Source organism: Streptomyces sp. R818, from assembly GCF_056172735.1.
In genome coordinates this window covers 431,724-449,693 of the sequence record NZ_JAOCNE010000014.1, presented here as the reverse complement: position 1 = coordinate 449,693, position 17,970 = coordinate 431,724, and the positions used below count along the sequence as shown (strand labels likewise).

24 protein-coding genes are annotated in these 17,970 nt (G+C 72.5%); 16 read left to right on the top strand and 8 right to left on the bottom strand.

The features are described from left to right. The first annotated feature begins 31 nt into the window (after positions 1–31). Complete coding sequence (locus tag N5I75_RS33715) at positions 32–1,135, top strand: acyltransferase family protein (protein ID WP_476683940.1); 1,104 nt, start codon at positions 32–34, stop codon at positions 1,133–1,135. On the opposite strand, the gene N5I75_RS33710 is transcribed toward N5I75_RS33715, so the two are convergent. Beyond that, positions 1,116–1,814 (bottom strand): DUF2470 domain-containing protein, encoded by a 699-nt coding sequence (locus tag N5I75_RS33710; protein WP_476683939.1) that lies wholly within the window; start codon positions 1,812–1,814, stop codon positions 1,116–1,118. The genes N5I75_RS33715 and N5I75_RS33710 overlap by 20 nt on opposite strands. 197 nt (positions 1,815–2,011) lie before the next feature. Here N5I75_RS33710 and N5I75_RS33705 point away from each other — a divergent pair, with 197 nt between their 5' ends. Genes N5I75_RS33705 through N5I75_RS33695 form a run of 3 tightly spaced genes read left to right on the top strand, consistent with a single transcriptional unit; the run spans position 2,012 to position 3,387 of the window. After that, positions 2,012–2,317 carry a hypothetical protein gene (locus N5I75_RS33705; protein ID WP_476683938.1) on the top strand — a complete coding sequence of 102 codons (306 nt, stop codon included), beginning with the start codon at positions 2,012–2,014 and terminating at the stop codon, positions 2,315–2,317. A gap of 48 nt (positions 2,318–2,365) precedes the next feature. Beyond that, the gene (locus tag N5I75_RS33700; RefSeq protein WP_476683937.1) at positions 2,366–2,980 is read left to right on the top strand and encodes a VanZ family protein; all 615 of its coding nucleotides are present in this window, start codon (positions 2,366–2,368) and stop codon (positions 2,978–2,980) included. Between the two features lie 5 nt (positions 2,981–2,985). Beyond that, entirely contained in the window at positions 2,986–3,387 is a 402-nt protein-coding gene (locus N5I75_RS33695) for an ATP-binding protein (protein WP_476683936.1), read from the top strand. Between the two features lie 23 nt (positions 3,388–3,410). Here the strand turns inward: N5I75_RS33695 and N5I75_RS33690 are convergent, their stop codons facing one another. Continuing rightward, the gene (locus tag N5I75_RS33690; RefSeq protein ID WP_476683935.1) at positions 3,411–4,070 is read right to left on the bottom strand and encodes an MBL fold metallo-hydrolase; all 660 of its coding nucleotides are present in this window, start codon (positions 4,068–4,070) and stop codon (positions 3,411–3,413) included. Beyond that, positions 4,070–5,155, bottom strand: coding sequence for an S-(hydroxymethyl)mycothiol dehydrogenase (locus tag N5I75_RS33685; protein ID WP_476683934.1), 1,086 nt, complete (start codon positions 5,153–5,155; stop codon positions 4,070–4,072). The genes N5I75_RS33690 and N5I75_RS33685 overlap by 1 nt, the downstream gene beginning before the upstream one ends. 161 nt (positions 5,156–5,316) lie before the next feature. On the opposite strand from N5I75_RS33685, the gene N5I75_RS33680 reads away from it, so the two are divergent. Then, the gene (locus N5I75_RS33680) at positions 5,317–6,102 is read left to right on the top strand and encodes an ABC transporter permease (RefSeq protein WP_476683933.1); all 786 of its coding nucleotides are present in this window, start codon (positions 5,317–5,319) and stop codon (positions 6,100–6,102) included. A 10-nt stretch (positions 6,103–6,112) separates the two neighbouring features. Here the strand turns inward: N5I75_RS33680 and N5I75_RS33675 are convergent, their stop codons facing one another. Beyond that, a complete protein-coding gene (locus N5I75_RS33675; protein WP_476683932.1) occupies positions 6,113–6,541 on the bottom strand; it encodes a DUF4267 domain-containing protein in 429 nt (142 codons plus the stop codon). A 27-nt stretch (positions 6,542–6,568) separates the two neighbouring features. Then, positions 6,569–7,012: an anthrone oxygenase family protein gene (locus N5I75_RS33670; RefSeq protein WP_476683931.1), complete on the bottom strand. Its 444-nt coding sequence runs from the start codon at positions 7,010–7,012 to the stop codon at positions 6,569–6,571. A 122-nt stretch (positions 7,013–7,134) separates the two neighbouring features. Between N5I75_RS33670 and N5I75_RS33665 the strand changes: the two genes are divergently transcribed. From N5I75_RS33665 to N5I75_RS33655, 3 genes are read left to right on the top strand one after another with little or no spacing between them, the layout of a single operon-like run. Next, on the top strand, positions 7,135–7,713 hold the full coding sequence (locus tag N5I75_RS33665; protein WP_476683930.1) for a TetR/AcrR family transcriptional regulator: 579 nt from the start codon (positions 7,135–7,137) through the stop codon (positions 7,711–7,713). Positions 7,714–7,772: 59 nt separating this feature from the next. Continuing rightward, the gene (locus N5I75_RS33660; protein WP_476683929.1) at positions 7,773–8,264 is read left to right on the top strand and encodes a glutathione peroxidase; all 492 of its coding nucleotides are present in this window, start codon (positions 7,773–7,775) and stop codon (positions 8,262–8,264) included. 55 nt (positions 8,265–8,319) lie between these two features. Then, positions 8,320–8,502, top strand: a complete 183-nt coding sequence (locus tag N5I75_RS33655; protein WP_476683928.1) for a hypothetical protein — start codon at positions 8,320–8,322, stop codon at positions 8,500–8,502. A gap of 9 nt (positions 8,503–8,511) precedes the next feature. On the opposite strand, the gene N5I75_RS33650 is transcribed toward N5I75_RS33655, so the two are convergent. From N5I75_RS33650 to N5I75_RS33640, 3 genes are all read right to left on the bottom strand, one after another. Beyond that, positions 8,512–8,718 (bottom strand): hypothetical protein, encoded by a 207-nt coding sequence (locus N5I75_RS33650; protein ID WP_476683927.1) that lies wholly within the window; start codon positions 8,716–8,718, stop codon positions 8,512–8,514. After that, complete coding sequence (locus tag N5I75_RS33645; protein ID WP_476683926.1) at positions 8,715–8,918, bottom strand: hypothetical protein; 204 nt, start codon at positions 8,916–8,918, stop codon at positions 8,715–8,717. The genes N5I75_RS33650 and N5I75_RS33645 overlap by 4 nt, the downstream gene beginning before the upstream one ends. A 111-nt stretch (positions 8,919–9,029) precedes the next feature. Further along, entirely contained in the window at positions 9,030–9,587 is a 558-nt protein-coding gene (locus N5I75_RS33640; protein WP_476683925.1) for a YciI family protein, read from the bottom strand. A gap of 112 nt (positions 9,588–9,699) precedes the next feature. Here N5I75_RS33640 and N5I75_RS33635 point away from each other — a divergent pair, with 112 nt between their 5' ends. The 8 genes from N5I75_RS33635 (at position 9,700) to N5I75_RS33600 (ending at position 17,912) form a co-directional block, all read left to right on the top strand. Then, positions 9,700–11,211: an MFS transporter gene (locus N5I75_RS33635; RefSeq protein ID WP_476683924.1), complete on the top strand. Its 1,512-nt coding sequence runs from the start codon at positions 9,700–9,702 to the stop codon at positions 11,209–11,211. A gap of 42 nt (positions 11,212–11,253) precedes the next feature. Continuing rightward, positions 11,254–12,801, top strand: coding sequence for an ATP-dependent DNA ligase (locus N5I75_RS33630; RefSeq protein WP_476683923.1), 1,548 nt, complete (start codon positions 11,254–11,256; stop codon positions 12,799–12,801). A gap of 149 nt (positions 12,802–12,950) precedes the next feature. After that, entirely contained in the window at positions 12,951–13,436 is a 486-nt protein-coding gene (locus N5I75_RS33625) for a cation:proton antiporter regulatory subunit (RefSeq protein ID WP_476683922.1), read from the top strand. Positions 13,437–13,440: 4 nt separating this feature from the next. Next, complete coding sequence (locus tag N5I75_RS33620; RefSeq protein WP_476683921.1) at positions 13,441–14,682, top strand: cation:proton antiporter; 1,242 nt, start codon at positions 13,441–13,443, stop codon at positions 14,680–14,682. 129 nt (positions 14,683–14,811) lie between these two features. Then, on the top strand, positions 14,812–16,350 hold the full coding sequence (locus tag N5I75_RS33615; protein WP_476683920.1) for an MFS transporter: 1,539 nt from the start codon (positions 14,812–14,814) through the stop codon (positions 16,348–16,350). 162 nt (positions 16,351–16,512) lie between these two features. Then, the gene (locus N5I75_RS33610; protein ID WP_476683919.1) at positions 16,513–17,040 is read left to right on the top strand and encodes a GAF domain-containing protein; all 528 of its coding nucleotides are present in this window, start codon (positions 16,513–16,515) and stop codon (positions 17,038–17,040) included. A gap of 94 nt (positions 17,041–17,134) precedes the next feature. Then, a complete protein-coding gene (locus tag N5I75_RS33605) occupies positions 17,135–17,287 on the top strand; it encodes a hypothetical protein (protein ID WP_476683918.1) in 153 nt (50 codons plus the stop codon). 148 nt (positions 17,288–17,435) lie between these two features. Beyond that, positions 17,436–17,912, top strand: coding sequence for an NUDIX hydrolase (locus N5I75_RS33600; RefSeq protein ID WP_476683917.1), 477 nt, complete (start codon positions 17,436–17,438; stop codon positions 17,910–17,912). Positions 17,913–17,970: the final 58 nt, after the last annotated feature.

Genomic DNA, 17,970 nt, shown 5'->3' with positions numbered 1-17,970 from the left:
GGTCGAGTTCGAGGAGGGGCGCAGAAGCGCGATGGCAGGGCAAGCAGCGCAAGCAATATCCGGTGGCGGCAAGGCACGCGAGTCGTACTTCGACAACGTGAAATATCTGACCATCGTCCTCGTGGTCTGTGGCCACGCGTGGGAACCGTTGACGTACGGCAGCCGAGCGGTGACGGCTTTGTATCTCACCGTCTACGCCTTCCACATGCCGGCGTTCGCGCTGGTGTCGGGATACATGTCCCGAAGTTTCGACATGTCGCCGCGGCGGCTAAAGCGACTGGTGACCGGGGTCGTCGTCCCCTACGTCGTCTTCGAGTTCGCCTACACCCTGTTCTACAAGGTGGTGCAGGACGACTGGAAGTACCCGTTCAGCCTGCTCGACCCCTGGTACCTGATGTGGTTCCTGCTGGCGCTGTTCGTCTGGCGGATCACGACGCCGCTGTGGCTGGCGATCCGTCAGCCGGTACTGGTCTCCCTGGTGATCGCGACGGCGGTGTCGATGTCCCCCGACACGGGCGGCGACATGGCGCTCCAGCGCGTGCTGCAGTTCCTGCCGTTCTTCGTGGTGGGCCTGATGCTCAAGCCGGAGCACTTCGAGCGGGTGCGGACCTGGCGGATGCGGATCGTGGCCCTGCCGGTGGGCCTGGCCGCGGTCGTGGCGGCGTACTGGGTGGCGCCGCGGTTCGACGCCGGCTGGTTCTACCACCGGGGCAGCGTCGTCGGGCGCGACGGAATGACCGCCTGGGACGGGCTGTGGATCACCCCCGTCCTGTTCGTGCTCGCGCTCGTGCTGACCGCCTGCTTCCTGGCCTGGGTGCCGGGGCGCAAGTTCTGGTTCACGGCGCTGGGCGCCGGCACCATCTACGCGTACCTGCTGCACGGTTTCGTCATCAAGACCGCGCGCTGGGACGGCTGGTACAAGCACGACTGGCTGCACACCCCGCTCGGCGAGGTGGCCGTGACGCTGGCGGGCATCGCCCTCATCACCGTGCTGTGCACGAATCCGGTGCGGCGCGTCTTCCGGTTCGTCGTCGAACCGCGCATGGAGTGGGCGTTCCGGCCTGTGGAGCCGAAGAAGCGGCCCGAACCGGCCGTCGAGCGCGATCGCGAGCGCGTCAGCGTCGCCGGCGGCTGACAGCCTGCGTCAGCAGGCAGTGCATGCGCTCGGTGAGCGCGGTCAGGTCGTCGGCGGGACTGTGGAACGGGATCCGTACGTCGGCCTGGCCCCGGGCGCGCTCCAGGCGGAGCGTGAGCCCGTGCCGGTCGACGGCGAGCGGCTGGACCCGTACGACACCGTGCAGGCTGTCGGCGGCGATGAGCCGGGTGAGCTGTTCCACGGCCTCGGGGTGGGCGTCCGCGAGATGCGTCAGCAGGCGCGGTTCGGCGAGCGCCAGCGGATCGGGCGCGGCGGCCGCGAGTTCGGCGAGGTCGATGGCCTGGCGCTCGGTGCGCGTCTGCAGCACGGCGCGCTCCAGGCGCAGCACCATCTCTTCTCCCCCGGGCCCCTCGGGGACGAGTTCGCCCGAGAGCCACAGGCGGGCGCGGACCCGGTCCCGTACGGGGACGGGCGCCGCGTCGGCGAACTCGACGAGCGTGCTCGGCCGGCCGTGCGGTGCGCAGAGCACCGCGGCGGCGAGCACGCTGTCCGGCGGCGGCGCGAGGTACACGGTGCCGTCCTCGGCGACGCGGTGGGCGCCGACGAGGTCGTCCTGCCCCACGTCGGTGGTGACGCCGCAGGTCCAGGCGGCGGCGAGCACGGAGCGTGCGCGGGTCGCCGTGGTGGGCACGGCGGTGGCGATCTGTCGGACACCCATCCCGACCTCCAGTCAGGTACGTGGCTCATGTCTGCGGCGTGCCTCATGGCAACCAATTAGGTAAGCCTTGCCTAACTTATCGGAGATCGACGACAGGGGTCCACCCCACCGCCACCGGTACACGTCGAGTCCACGCGAACGGGTGCGAATATGCCATCCGCCCCCGCTCCGCGATCCGGAGCGGCATCATGCCGCGCATGGACGGAACTGCGCCGCTGCGCGAGCTCTTCACCCCCGACGAGTACGAGGCCGTGCGCGGCCACGCGGACCATCTGGGCGTGACGGTCGTCGAGTACGTTCGCCGCACCGCCGCCGAGCGGGCGCTCGGCCGGCTGCAGCTGACCGAGGCCATGGAGAGCCGGGCACCGCACCTCGGAAGCCTCGGCACCCTCGGCAAGGCGTCGATACCGCAGGTCGACCGGGTGCGCTGCGCGGGCGGCGCCTCGTCCCCGGCGCTCGACCGGTTCCTGGACACGCTCGCCCATCCCACCGAGGGAAGTTGACGGGCCGTCACCCTGCGTGGTCCGGCTCCGCCGGGGCATCCGGTGTCCATGACATCGGCGACGGCACAGACGATGAAGACGGACCGGTCGCGTCCGGGACAGTGGTGGCGGGTGCTTCTGCGGGTCGTGGTGGCGCTCGTCGCCTTCCTCGCCCTCGTCGCGTTCTCCGCCGTCCTCGCCCGGCTCACCCTCACCCCTTCCCCGGCATCCGCCGACATCGCCGGGTCCAACCTGCGGCCCGGCGCCTCGTTGCGGCAGTACGCGGACCAGTACACGTTCGCGGCCGCGTGCAAGCAGATCGGCGGCAACCTCCTGCTCGGGGCGCCCTTCGGGCTGTTGCTCCCGGTCCTTGTGGCGCGGCGGATGCGCTGGCTGCGGGTGCTCGCGCTGACCGCGATCGTCATGGTCCTCGTCGAGCTGGCGCAGGGCGCGCTCGTGCAGGGCCGCGCGTTCGACGTGGACGACGTCATCCTCAACACGGCGGGCGCGATGATCGCGTACGTCCTGGTCGGACGGCGCATCGGGCACGGGTACCACGCGCTGGCGGACCGCCCGGCGCGCGACGACGGCAGCGACAGGGTCGACAGCGTCGACAGTGTCGACGGGGAGAACAGGCACAGCAGGACCGAGAAGGTTCCCGCGAGGGAGACGGAGAGGAAGTGATCGTCATGCGTGCGTTCCGGAGCGCCGGACGGCGTGCCGCACGCGTGGAGTACCTGATGCCGCAGGGCTCGGGCGCCGCCCGCTGGGCGCGGCGTCTGACCCGCTCGTTCCTGGCGGGCTCCGCCGAGGAGACGGCCGCCGACGCCGAGCTCGTCGTGTCGGAGCTCGTCACCAACGCGACCCGGGCCTCCGAGATGCGCTGCCGCATGAGCCTGCGCATGGACGCGGGCGAGCTGGTGGTGGAGGTGCGCGACGAAGGCCCTGGCCTGCCGCGCCTGCGCCCCGCGTCGGAGACGGCCGAGTCGGGGCGCGGCATCGCCCTCGTCCACGCGCTCGCCGAACGCTGGAGCGTGCGGCCCGACCGGCGCGGCGGCAAGACGGTACGGGCGGTCTTCGCCCCGTCCTGACGCCGCGCCCGGCCGGGTACGGCTCAGTGGTCGCGCTTGATCCACTCGTCGAGCTGCGGGGCCTCCGCGCCGATCGTCGTGGTGTCGCCGTGACCGGTGCGTACGACGGTCTCGGCGGGCAGGGTGAGGAGCCGGTCCCGGATCGAGTCGATGATCGTCGGGAAGTCGCTGAACGTCCGCCCGGTCGCCCCCGGGCCGCCCTGGAAGAGGGTGTCCCCGGTGAAGACGGTGTTCAGGCCGGGCGCGTACAGGCTGACCGCGCCGTGGCAGTGGCCCGGGGTGTGCAGCACGGTCAGCTCGACGCCCGCGACGGAGAGGCTCTGCCCGTCGGTGAGTTCGGCGTCGGGCGCGCGGTCCGGGTGCGTGCGCTTCCACAGCTCCGTGTCGGCGGAGTGCAGCAGGATCGGCGCGCCCGTGCGCGCGGCGAGGGCCGGGGCGGCGTCGATGTGGTCGTCGTGGGCATGGGTGCACACGATCGCGACGAGCTGCCGGTCGCCGACCGCTTCGGCGATGGCGTCGGCGTCGTGCGCGGCGTCGATGACGAGCACCTCGGAGTCGTCGCCGACGAGCCACACGTTGTTGTCGACGTCCCAGGTGCCGCCGTCGAGGGAGAAGGTGCCCGAGGTGACGAGGTGCTCGACGCGTGCGGGGCTGTCGGAGGCGGGGCTGTCGGAGGCGGCCATCAGAACATCACCACCGAACGCAGCACGTCACCTTCGTGCATCCGCTCGAACGCCTTCTCCACGTCCGCAAGCGCGATGGTCTCGGTGACGAACGCGTCGAGGTCGAGCCGCCCCTGCAGGTACAGGTCGATCAGCATCGGGAAGTCGCGGGACGGCAGGCAGTCGCCGTACCAGGACGACTTGAGCGCGCCGCCGCGGCCGAACACGTCGAGCAGCGGCAGCTCGATCTTCATCTCGGGGGTCGGGACACCGACGAGGACGACCGTGCCCGCCAGGTCGCGGGCGTAGAAGGCCTGCTCGTACGTCTCCGGGCGGCCGACCGCCTCGATGACGACGTCCGCGCCGAAGCCGCCGGTCAGCTGGCGTACGGCCTCGACGGCGTCCGTGGAGCGGGAGTTGACGGTGTGGGTGGCGCCGAGCGCGCGGGCCGTCTCCAGCTTCTTGTCGTCGATGTCGACGGCGATGATCGTGCCGGCCCCGGCGAGGCGGGCGCCGACCACCGAGGCGTTGCCGACGCCGCCGCAGCCGATGACGGCGACCGAGTCGCCCCGGGTGACGTTGCCGGTGTTGATGGCGGCGCCGATCCCGGCCATCACGCCGCAGCCGAGCAGTCCGGCCGCGGCGGGCGACGCGGCCGGGTCGACCTTCGTGCACTGGCCCGCGGCGACGAGCGTCTTCTCGGCGAACGCGCCGATGCCGAGGGCGGGGGTCAGCTCGGTGCCGTCGGAGAGGGTCATCCGCTGCTTGGCGTTGTGCGTGTTGAAGCAGTACTCGGGGCGGCCGCGGCGACAGGCCCGGCACTCGCCGCACACCGCACGCCAGTTGAGGATGACGAAGTCACCGGGGACGACCTCGGTCACCCCCTCCCCCACGGACTCCACGACACCGGCGGCCTCGTGCCCGAGCAGGAACGGGAAGTCGTCGTTGATGCCGCCGTCCCGGTAGTGCAGGTCGGTGTGGCAGACACCGCACGCCTGGATCTTCACGACGGCCTCGCCCGGGCCCGGGTCCGGCACCGTGATCGTCTCGATCGCCACGGGGGCGCCCTTGGATCGCGCGATCACGCCCTGCACCTGCTGTGCCATGACGGTCAGCCTTCTTTCTCTCGGCGGCGTCTTGCGAAGCCGCGTCTTTGCGCCGCGTCTCCACGCTGCGTCCTTGCGCTGCTTCTGTGCACCCATCGTCGCTCATGCGGTGGGTGCGGAACAGCACCGGTGCCCAGGTCGGAGGGTTCTACGCTGCACGGATGCCCGATCGCACGGTGGCGCAGGCCGCCCTCCTGCCCGTCAACGGCACCCTCGCCGCCCTCCTCGTCGCCCTGCTGCTGCTCGCCGCCGCGACGGCCGCGGTGTTCCGGCTCTCCCCGGACGCCTCCCGGCGGCGGGCGCGGGACATGGTGGTGGCGGGCGTACGGGCGACAGTGCAGCTCGGCGCGGTTTCCCTGGTGATCGGCTGGGTGGTCAGGCACGGGGCCGCGCTGCTCGCGTTCGTGCTGCTGATGTTCTGCGTGGCCGCGTGGACGGCGGGGCGGCGCGTCACCGCCGACCGGAGCTGGGCGTGGGCGGCGCTGCCGATCGCGGCGCCGGTCGCCCCGGCCGTCGGCGCGCTCGTCGTCTCGGGGCTCCTCCCGGCGGACGGCATCGCGCTGATCCCCGTCACCGGCATCCTCATCGGCGGCGCGCTCACCGCGACCGTCCTCGCGGGCCGCCGCGCCCTGGACGAACTCACCGCGCGCCACGGCGAGGTGGAGGCGTGCCTGGCCATCGGCCTCCTCCCGCACGACGCCCGCCTGGAGATCGCCCGCCCCGCCGCCTCCGACGCCCTCCTGCCCGGCCTCGACCAGACCCGCACGGTCGGCCTGGTCACCCTGCCCGGCGCGTTCCTCGGCATGCTCCTCGGCGGCGCGTCCCCGGTGATGGCGGGCGCGGTCCAGCTGTTCGTCCTCGTGGCACTGATGGCCGTACAGGCGGTCGCGGTGGCGACGACGGTGGAACTGGTGGCGCGGGGCCGACTGCGCCGGCCGTCCCCATGACCCGCGCGTCTCAGGCGGCGGGACGCGGGACGGCCTTCGCGGCGACGGTCCTCGCGGTGCGCGTCTCCCGCGTCAGCAGCAGGCCGATGATCACCATCCACGTCGCGGTCAGGCCGTGGACGCCGAGCGCCGTGGCCACCGACCCGTGGTGGGCCAGCACGTTGGCCATGTCGCCGAAGGCGGCGAGGGCCATCACCGGGAGCACCCGGCTCAGCGCTGTGCGCTGCCCCGAGATCAGCAGGACGCCCAGGACCAGCGCCATGACGACGTCGCGCGTCCCCTTGACGATCAGGAAACCCCCGCCGTCGCCGGAGGGCGGGCTCGGCAGTCCGAAGCTGGGCGCCATCGTCTCCGGGCTCAGGACGTACCGCGTCCCGAACCAGAGGACGAAGAGGACGAGGACGACGGTCATGACGGTGTCGATCTTCTTCAGCGACATGGTTCCTTCTCCTCTGGGTCGATCGGTTCAGAGCGCGACGGTGAGCAGGGTGAAGGCGGCGACGATGACCGCGACGCGGACGTAGTGGAGGCGCTCCCAGCGGTTCAGCTGCTGCTTCCAGTCCGCGGGCCGGTTCTCCGGGGTCCACGTCCTGTTCCGGTTGTTGATGGGGACGAGCAGCAGGACCGACATGACGACGCTGAGGAGCAGCAGCCCGACCGCGGTGACGACGAGGCCCGTGCCGGGCCGGTGCCACCCGGTACCGGCCCAGATGCCGGCGAGGACGAGCGAGCCGATGTACCAGAACGGCATGACGGTCCCGAGCATCCGGCCCCCGTGGGCGTGGCCGAGCTGGGCGCTGTCCTCGGGAAGTGCGTTGAGTACGGGGCCCAGGACGAAGGCGACGGCGAACTCCACCCCCACCATCAGTCCGACGATCACGGTGGTGACGACCTCGAGCGAATTGAGCATGACAACCCCTCCCCGAACTCCGGGACCCCGGGCCTCCGAAGCTCTGAATCTAGCGCTGCTAGCTGTTGAAGCAACGCTAGACCTATTGCCGCTCGATTGTCTAGCAGTGCTAGAATTCCGTCATGCCGGTACAGGAACGCAAGGAACGCGAACGGGCGGAACGCGAGCGCCTCATCGTGGCCACCGCCCGCGAACTCGCCGAGCGGCAGGGCTGGGACGCGGTCACCACCCGCCGGCTCGCCGAGCGCATCGAGTACAGCCAGCCCGTCCTCTACAGCCACTTCCGCGGCAAACGCGAGATCATCGGCGCCGTGGCCCTGCAGGGCGCGACCGAGATGGCCGTGGCGGTACGGGCCGCGACCTCCGCCGCGGACGGCCCGCGGGCCCGCGTGCACGCCCTCGCCCGCGCCTACCTCGACTTCGCCGAGAGCAACCCGGCGGTCTACGACGCCATCTTCCAGCTCGACGGCGGCCTCGCCTACGCGCAGGAGGAGACCCCGGAGCCCCTCAAGGACGCCTTCGCCGCGCTCCTGGAATGTCTCGGCGAGGTCGCCGGTGAGGGCATCGCCCCGGACCTGTTCACCGAGGTGTTCTGGGCGTCCCTGCACGGCGTGGTGACCTTGACCCGGTCCGGCAGGCTGCCCGCGGAGCTCACCGAGGAGCGGCTGAAGCTGATCGTGGACCGGCTGGCCGTGGTCTGACCCGGCGGGCCGGACGGGGCCAGGCAGGGGCGGGCGGGCGCAGGCGTACGCTCCGGACCATGTCTGTTTACGACGCAGTAGAGATCGACCGCCTCCAGGGCGGCCCCGCCGACCTCGCCCAGTACAAGGGCAAGGCCGTCCTCATCGTCAACGTCGCCTCCAAGTGCGGCCTCACCCCGCAGTACGCGGGTCTGGAGCGACTGCACGAGAGGTACGCGGAGCGCGGCTTCACCGTGCTCGGGGTGCCCTGCAACCAGTTCATGGGCCAGGAGCCGGGCACCGCCGACGAGATCGCCGAGTTCTGCTCGGCGACGTACGGGGTGACCTTCCCGATGACGGAGAAGGTCGACGTCAACGGGGCGGAGCGGCACCCGCTGTACGCCAGGCTGACGGAGGTGGCGGACGGCGAGGGGCACACCGGGGACATCCGCTGGAACTTCGAGAAGTTCCTCGTCGACCAGGACGGCAACGCCGTGGCCCGCTTCTCCCCCCAGACCGAGCCCGACGCCCCCGAACTGGTGGCGGCCGTCGAGGCGCGTCTGCCGCGCTGATCCCACCGCGGCACACGTGTGCGTGCCCGGCCGACGGGGTGTTCGTTAGCCGGGCATGCGCAAGACGAACGTTCTGACCTTCGCCCTGGCGGTCGCCGCCGCGCTCGCCGCGGTGGCGCCGCTGGCGTTCGCCGCCTCCCCGGTCACGGTCGCCCCGGCCGCGGGCGACCCGTTCGTCCACCCCCAGCCGGAGGGGATGCCCGGCCGTCCGGCGTCCGGGCCCGCGCCGACCGCCTGACGGCACGGGTCATATCGCCCCGTACTCGTGGGCGGGCGCTCCGCGCCACTCGATGGCGGGCGAGTCGCCGAGCACGAGGTCCTCGGCGTTCTCCAGGCCCGCCCGGCGCAGGAACTCGATGACGTCCGCGTCGGAGTGCGCGAGCCCGAGGGGCACGTCCCCGACCGTGACGCTGCGCCCGCCGCCCGGCGCCGGACGGTGCACCGCAACCTTCACGACGCACCCCCGCCCTGCCGCGCCCGCAGGCGCAGCTCCGCTCTCTCGGCGGGGGTCAGCCGCTCCTCCGCGAGTGCGCGGGAGAGGTGTATCAGGCGGCGGCGCAGGACGGTGCGGCCGGGCTGTTCGGCGAGGAGCCGGTAGGTCTCGGCCCATTCCTGGCGTGTCTGTACGAGGTCGTCGGTGATCGTGTGCCGCATGACCTGGATTAGATCGCATGTTCGAATTTACGTGCAACCGGCCGAGCCCGCCGGTCACCCGTCCCCTCTGCGCCGCGCCCCGCTCCATCGATCGCGCCGTCAGTCGCGCCGTCAGTCGCGCCGGCCGCCGAACTCCCACGGGTGCACCTCGACGGTCGCGTACCGGCCCTCGGTGAGCACGGTCCGCGCCTCGGCCGGGCCGGACGCCCTGAGGAGGGCCGCCGTACCGAGCCACGCCGTGCCGTCGTCGCTGTACAGCGGGCCGTACGCGATCAGCTCGGCCGCGCGCGGGCCCGACGGCACGTCGAGGTCGGCCGCCCGGCCCGCGCCGAGGCCGAGCACGAGGTAGCGGTCCTCGCCGACGGGGCCGCCGGGGAAGTCCCACATCGTGCGGCCGAGCAGGTCGTGCCAGCGGCGCAGCAGCACGTCCCGGTAGACACCGGCCTGGTAGGTGGGCTCGTCGAAGGCGAACGCGCGGGCCGCCGCCGGGTCCGGCAGGTCGACGATGTGCACGCTGCCGGTCGGGGTCTCCCCGTCCTCGGCGAAGGTCGGACCGCGCGCGATCAGCTCCCGCTCGAACTGGTCCATGTAGGACCAGTGCTCCTCCACCAATTGCTGGCGCAGAGCGAGGGAGTCGGGCCGGTCGCGGTGGTAGCAGAAGAACATCATGGGGCCGCACTCTTCCCGGCCCGACCGGACTTCCGCACGCGCTTTTCCGCACCGCGCCGCCCTCGCGCGACATGCCCTCGCGTCCGCGCTCGGCGTCCATGACAATGAGCCGGTGACCGCGACGACACGCCCCTCCGCAGCCGCCTCCCCGGACGTCCGGCTCGCGTCGGCGCGCGGGCGGTGGATCCTTGCGTGCGTGGTGCTCGCGTCCGGCATGGCGATGCTGGACGGGACGGTCGTCAACATCGCGCTGCCGAGCATGGGGCGCGACCTCGGGGCGTCGCTGTCCGCGCTGCAATGGGTCGTCAACGCGTACATGCTCACGCTCTCCGCGCTGCTCCTGTGGGGCGGCGCGCTTGGCGACCGGATGGGGCGGCGGCGCACGCTGATGCTGGGCGTGGCGTGGTTCGCGGGCGCGTCGGCGTTGTGCGGGTTCGCGCCGGACGAGGGCACGCTGATCGCGGCGCGGGCCTTGCTGGGGGTCGGGGCGGCGCTGCTCACGCCCGGGTCGCTCGCGCTGGTGCGGTCGGTGTTCCACTCCGACGACCAGGCGCGGGCCGTCGGCGCGTGGTCCGCCCTCACCGGTGTGGCGGGGGCACTCGGGCCGTTCCTGGGCGGGTGGCTGATCGACGGGCCCGGATGGCGGTGGATCTTCTACATCAACGTGCCGATCGCCGCCGTCGTGCTCGCGATCGCGCTCCGGTACGTGCCCGAGAGCCGGGACGCGGGCGCCGCCGACACCCCCTTCGACCAGGTCGGCGCCGTGCTCGCCGCGCTCAGCCTGGCCGGGGTCAGCTACGCGCTGATCTCGTCGTCCGGCGGCGCCTCCCCGCTCTCCACCGGGCTGCCCGCGCTCCTCGGTGTCGTCGCCGGTGCTGTCTTCGTGTACGTGGAGCGGCGCCGTGCCGCGCCGATGCTGCCGCCGTCGCTGTTCGCCTCGCGGCTGTTCAGCGCGGCGAACGGGATGACGCTGTGCCTGTACGCGGGGATCGGCGGAATCCTGTTCCTGCTGCCGGTCCAGCTGCAGGTCACGGTCGGGTACGACGCGCTCCGGGCCGGGACGGCGACGCTTCCGGTGACCGTGCTGATGCTGCTGTTCTCCGCCCGCGCCGCCGACCTGGCCCACCGGATCGGGCCGACGCTGCCGCTCGTCGTCGGGCCCGTCGTCGCCGCGACCGGGGTGCTCCTCATGCTGCGGATCGGGCCCGGCTCCTCGTACGTCGCCGATGTGCTGCCCGCGGTCGCGGTCCTGGGGCTCGGGATGAGTGTGTTCGTGGCGCCGCTGACGGCGACCGTCCTCGCGTCGGTGGAGCCGTCCCGTGCCGGGCTCGCGAGCGGGGTGAACAACACGGCGGCGCGGGTCGCGCAGCTCCTGGTCGTCGCCGGGCTCCCGCTGGCCGTGGGTCTTTCGGGCGAGGCGTACACGCGACCCGCGGCCGTGAACGTCTCGTTCCACCGGGCGGCGTACGGCTGTGCGCTGCTTTTCCTGCTCGCGGCCGTGGTGGCGGTCCTCTTCGTGCGCCCGCGCCATGTGCGCCACCGGGCCGCCGAGGCGCCGCGGCCGCAGTGCCGGTCGCATTGCGGGGTCGGCTCCCCCGCGCTGGAACCGGGCGACGAGCGCTGAGGCTCTGGTGCGCCGCGCGGAGAGCCGTTGCACCATGGCTGCATGCTCTTTGCCCGGCTGGCACAGGTGTCCCAGGAGGTAGCCGCCACCTCGGCGCGCTCGAAGAAGATCGAGCTGCTCGCCGAGCTGTTCCGGGACGCGGACCCGGACGACGTGCCGATCGTCATTCCGTACCTGGCGGGCCGCCTCCCGCAGGGGCGGCTCGGCGTGGGCTGGCGGGTGCTCGGTGAGCGGGTGGAGCCGTCGGCCGAGCCGCGCCTGAGCGTGCAGGACGTCGACGCGGCCCTGACCACGCTCGGTGATGTGAGCGGCGCCGGTTCGCAGGCCGAACGCAAGCGCCTGGTCGGTGAGTTGATGGCCGCCGCCACGGAGGACGAGCAGCGGTTCCTGTTCGGGCTCGTCACCGGCGAGGTACGGCAGGGCGCCCTGGACGCCGTCGCCCTTGAGGGGCTCGCGCGGGCGACCGGCTCCCCGCCCGGGGACGTACGGCGTGCGGTGATGCTGGCGGGCGGGCTCCAGACGGTCGCGAAGGCGCTGCTCGCCGGGGGCCCGGAGGCGCTCGCGGAGTTCCGGCTCACCGTGGGCGGGCCCGTGCAGCCGATGCTGGCGCACTCCGCGGGGTCCGTCGCGGAGGGGCTCGACAAGCTGGGGGCGTGCGCCGTGGAGGAGAAGCTCGACGGCATCCGCATCCAGGTGCACCGGGACGGGGACGACGTCCGGATCTTCACGCGGACGCTCGACGAGATCACCGACCGGCTGCCCGAAGTCGTGGCGGCGGCACGGGAGTTGCGGGGTGAGCGGCTCATCCTCGACGGCGAGGTCATCGCCGTGGACGAGGCCGGGCGGCCCCGCGCGTTCCAGGACGTGGCCGGCCGGGTCGGATCGCGGGTGGACGTGGAGCGGGCCGCGAAGGCGCTGCCCGTCTCGCCGGTCTTCTTCGACGTGCTGTACGTCGACGGGCACGACCTGCTCGACCTGCCGTTCGCCCAGCGCCACCAGCATCTGGCGCGTGTCGTGCCGGAGCCGATGCGGGTGCGGCGGACGGTCGTCGAGGATACGGTCGAGGACGCCCAGCGCACGGCGGCGCAGGACTTCTTCGCGGAGACGCTGAACCGGGGCCACGAAGGCGTCGTCCTCAAGGGCCTCGAAGCCCCGTACAGCGCGGGGCGCCGTGGCGCGTCCTGGCTGAAGGTCAAGCCCGTGCACACGCTCGACCTCGTGGTGCTCGGCGCCGAATGGGGCCACGGACGGCGTACGGGCAAGCTGTCCAATCTGCACCTGGGCGCGCGGCGCGAGGACGGGTCGTTCGCGATGCTCGGCAAGACGTTCAAGGGGCTCACGGACGCGCTGCTCACCTGGCAGACCGAGCGCCTGGGCGAGCTGACGGTCGAGGACGACGGGATCGTCGTGAAGGTCAGGCCCGAGCTGGTCGTGGAGATCGCCTACGACGGGCTGCAGCGCTCGACGCGGTATCCGGCGGGCGTGACGCTGCGGTTCGCCCGGGTGATCCGGTACCGCGAGGACAAGACACCCGAGCAGGCCGACACGGTGGAGACGGTGCTCGCGGCGCATCCGGCCGTCTCCGACTAGCGATCCCCCGGATTTTCCTCCTGCCCTCCCCTGACTTTTTCTTTGCCAAATCATGGACCGTATAGGGTGACAGTCGCCGCGAAAGATGCAGCCGCCACCTATTACTCGCCGGGACCGCAGCCCGGACACGCACGGACAAGGGGAGAGACGTGCCCGCTTCACGCCTGAGCAGGACACCGTTGCCGGGAATCGGTTTCCGCTACGACCTGACCACCCGGGAACAACGCCAGCTGTCGGTGGTCGCGCACCGGGACGGGGGCCGCACGCTCAGCGCGTACCAGGCGGACGACCCCGACGCCTGCGCCCTGTCGCTGAAACTGACCTCGGGCGAGGCCGCGTACCTCATCGACGCGCTGATGCCCTCGCACCACAGCCCCAACCTGCTGCACACCACCGACCTGGGCCTGGTCGCCGAGCGCATCGAGATCCCGGCGACCTCGCACTGGAACGGCCGGCTGCTCGGCGAGACGCACATGCGCACCGAGACGGGCACCTCGATCGTGGCCGTGCTGCGCCGGACCGAGGCGATCCCGTCGCCGACGCCGGACTTCCGGCTCGCCGGCGGTGACACGGTCATCGTGATCGGCACGCGCGAGGGCGTCGAGGCGGCCGCCGCGATCCTGGGCAGGGAGTGATCGGATGCATTCCGCTGTCTTCCTCATCGAGTTCGGCGCGATCATCCTGGCGCTCGGCCTCCTCGGCCGCCTCGCCGGACGGCTGAGCTTCTCCCCCATCCCGCTCTACCTCCTCGCGGGCCTCGCGTTCGGCGAGGGCGGGCTGCTGCCGCTCGGCGCGAGCGAGGAGTTCGTCGCGATCGGCGCCGAGATCGGCGTGATCCTGCTGCTCCTCATGCTGGGCCTGGAGTACACGGCCAGCGATCTCGTCAGCAACCTCAAGACGCAGTACCCGGCGGGCCTCGTCGACATGACGTTCAACGCCCTGCCCGGCGCCGCCGCGGCCCTCCTCATGGGCTGGGGCCCGGTGGCGGCCGTCGTGCTCGCCGGTGTCACCTGGATCTCGTCGTCCGGCGTGATCGCCAAGGTGCTCGGCGACCTCGGGCGTCTGGGCAACCGCGAGACACCGGTCATCCTGAGCATCCTGGTCCTCGAGGACCTGGCCATGGCGGTCTACCTGCCGATCATCACCGCGCTGCTCGCCGGGGTCGGCTGGGCGGCGGGCGGGCTCACGCTCGCCATCGCCCTCGGCGCTGCCGGGCTCGTCCTGTTCGTCGCCGTGCGCTACGGGCGGCACATATCGCGGTTCGTGTCGAGCGACGACCCGGAGAAGCTGCTCCTCGTCGTCCTCGGTCTGACGATCCTGGTCGCGGGGCTCGCCCAGCAGCTCCAGGTCTCGGCCGCCGTCGGCGCGTTCCTCGTCGGCATCGCGCTCTCCGGCGAGGTCGCCGAGGGCACGCACACGCTGCTCTCGCCGCTGCGGGACCTGTTCGCCGCCGTGTTCTTCGTCTTCTTCGGCCTCCACACCGACCCGGCGAGCATCCCGCCGGTACTGCTTCCCGCGCTGCTCCTCGCGGTCGTCACGGCCTGCACGAAGATCTTCACCGGCTGGTGGGCGGCGCGCCGCGCCGGGATCTCCGTCAAGGGCCGCTGGCGGGCCGGCGGGGCACTCGTCGCGCGCGGCGAGTTCTCCATCGTCATCGCGGGGCTCGCGGTGACCTCCGGGATCGAGCCGCGGCTCGGCCCGCTCGCCACCGCGTACGTCCTGATCCTGGTGATCCTGGGCCCGCTCACCGCCCGCTACACCGAGCCGCTGGCCCAGAAGCTGTTCGGCGGGCGCGCCGCCAGGACGGCCCCGGCGGCCACGGTCCCGGCCCCGCGCGCGGCCGAGGAGGAGACCGCGTCCGTGGACGAGCGGCTCGGCTGAGCCGCTGCCGTGCCGGACGGCGACCGGGGGAGAACGGCTCCGTTCTCCCCCGGTCGCCGTCCCGGAGCAGGGCGCTTAGCGTGGTGGACGGGGTTGATCACAGGTGCACCCGGATCTCTGGAGGCCACCATGGACCGCTCGTCCGAGCCCACCGGGGCGTCGGCGGGATCGTCCGATCCCGGCATAGGCGGCACGCCCGGCGACGGCACGGCGCCGTACGCGGGCGGCGGCGCGCACGAACACCGGTGGCTGATCCTCGCCGTCATCGGGATCGCGCAGCTGATGGTCGTCCTCGACGCGACGATCGTGAACATCGCGCTGCCCTCGGCGCAGAAGGACCTCGGCTTCAGCGACGGCAACCGGCAGTGGATCGTCACCGCCTACGCGCTCGCGTTCGGCTCCCTGCTGCTGCTCGGCGGGCGCATCGCCGACCTCATGGGCCGCAAGACCGTGTTCATCGCGGGCCTCATCGGCTTCGCCGTGGCCTCGGCGCTCGGCGGCGCGGCGCCCAGCTTCGGGGTCCTGGTCTTCGCCCGCGCCCTGCAAGGCTTGTTCGGCGCACTGCTCGCACCGGCCGCCCTTTCCCTGCTGACCACCACGTTCACCGACCCGCGCGAGCGCGCCAAGGCGTTCGGCATCTACGGCGCCATCGCGGGCGCGGGCGGCGCCGTCGGCCTGCTGCTCGGCGGCATCCTGACCGAGTACCTGGACTGGCGCTGGTGCCTGTACGTGAACCTGCTGTTCGCGGCCGTCGCCATCGCCGGCGGCTGGCGGCTCCTGCACGGCGGCCGCCCCAAGGACCGGCCCGAACTGGACGTGCCCGGCACGGCCCTCGTCACGGTCGGCCTGTTCTGCATCGTCTACGGGTTCTCCAACGCCGAGTCGCACCACTGGAGCTCGTTCCTGACCTGGGGCTTCCTCGTCATCGGCGTCCTGCTGCTCGCCGCGTTCACCTGGTGGGAGATGCGGGCGCCGCATCCGCTGCTTCCGCTGCGCGTCGTCCTCGACCGGGACCGCGGGGCGTCGTACCTGGCGATGTTCCTCTCGGGCGCGGGCATGTTCGGCGTGTTCCTGTTCCTCACGTACTACCTGCAGCAGATCCTCGCGTACTCGCCGGTCATCACCGGTGTGGCGTTCCTGCCGATGGTGGCGTGCATGGTGTTCTCGTCCGTCGTCACGACGAACTACCTGGTGCCCATGCTGGGTCCGAAACCCATCGTGCCGCTGGGCATGGCGCTGACCGCCGGCGGCATGGCGTGGCTGACCGCGCTCGACCTGCACAGCACCTACGCGGCGCATGTGCTGCCGCCGCTGCTCATCGCCGGTATCGGCCTCGGTCTGATCTTCGCCACCGCGATGAACCTCGCGACGGCCGGGGTCGAGACGCACGACGCGGGTGTCGCCTCCGCGATGGTCAACACCAGCCAGCAGGTCGGCGGCTCGATCGGCACGGCGCTGCTCAACTCGCTCGCGACCAGCGCCGCGACCAACTACCTCAAGGGCAAGCAGCCCTCTCCGCTGACGCAGGCCGAGGCGTCGATGGAGAGCTACTCGACCGCGTTCTGGTGGTCGGCGCTCTTCTTCGCCATCGGCTTCGTGGTGACGCTCGTGCTGTACCGCCCCGGAGTCCCGAAGTCGGCCGCGACGGACGGCGCCGCGCACATGTGACACCGCCGCGCCCGGCCCGCGCCCGGCCCGCTCCCGTTCAGCTCCGCCATTCAGGGGGCATACCCCTTCTGCAAGTTCCGCCCGTCCGGCCATGCGCCGGGCGGGCGGCACTTCCGCTGGCGGGGCGGACGGACCAAGGGCAGGACCAAGGGGGAAACAGCCATGCGCGGCGTGCCGTACGAGGCGTACCAGGTGGACAGCGAACAGCTCGCGACGGCATTCGTCGAAGTGGCGGACGCCGCCGTACGAGGCGGCTCGCAAGCCCTGAACGCCCTGGTCGGAAGCTGTATCTCGCTGCTCGACGTGCTCTCCGCGACGGCCGTGCTCAAACCGCCGACCGGCCGCGTGGAGCTGGCCGCCTCCGACAACCGCGGGCTGCGTCTGGAGCGCGCCTCGCTGTCCTGGGGCGAGGGCCCCGGAGCGGACTGCCGGGCCTCGGCGCAGCCCATCCGGGGCGTGCCCCTGGCACATCCCTACGCGCGGGCCAACTGGCCCTCGTACACGGCGATGGCGCGCTCGCTCGGCTTCGCGTGCGTGGTGGCGGTGCCGCTGCGCACCCCGGACCGGACGGTCGGCTCACTCAGCCTGCTCTCCGAGAGCCCGGGCCCGCCCGGCGCACTGCAACTGCGCCTCGGCCAGCACCTGGCGGACGCGACGGCCCTCGGCGTACTGCCGCGCGACCGCTGCTGAAAACGCCGCGACGCGTGAGCGGCCGAGCGTCGGCACGGCCCCGCGGGCCCCGCTGACGCGGCGCGCGTGGGCGGAGACCGCGTACCCGGAGGTGGTGACGCCGGCTCGCCGGGGCGGGGCGGCGCACGCGGGAGCTGGGCTCGCTGACCGGCGGCGGGAGCGGGAAGTGCTGACCCTGATGGCCGAGGGCCGCTCGGACGCGGCGATCGCCCACTCCCCGCACGTCTTCGCGGACAGCGTCGAGTAGCTCGTCGCGGCGGTCTTCGGCACGCTCGGACTGCCCGTGCCGGAGGATCACCACCGCCGGGTACTCGCGGTCGTCCGGTCCTTGCGCGGAGACTGAGTGAGGGCCGCGGGAGGACCACGGCTCATGGCTGACGGGAGGCGCACGGCGTATGGCTGACGGGACGAAGCGCACCAGACGCAGCGCGGGCCTGCTCCTCTTCCGCCGTGCGCCCGCCGGGCCCGAGGTGCTGCTCGGGCACATGGGCGGCCCGTTCTGGGCGCGCAAGGACGCGGGCGCGTGGGGCGTGCCGAAGGGCGAGTACGAGCCGGACGAGGCGCCCTGGGACGCGGCGCGGCGCGAGTTCGAGGAGGAGCTGGGGCTGCCCGCGCCGGACGGGACGCCGCTGCCGCTCGGCGAGACGGTCCAGTCGAGCGGGAAGCGCGTCACCGTGTGGGCGGTGGAGGGCGATCTCGACCCGGCGGAGATGGTGCCGGGCACGTTCACGATGGAATGGCCGCGCGGTTCGGGCCGGATCGCCGAGTTCCCTGAGCTGGACCGGGTGGCGTGGTTCGGCCTGGACGCGGCGCGGGCGGTGATCGTGAAGGCGCAGGCGGTGTTCCTGGACCGGCTCGCCGAGCACGTCTGACAGCGAGGGGGCCGGGTACGCGGGGGACTCCGCGTTGCGCGCCCGCGCGCCGCGCGGG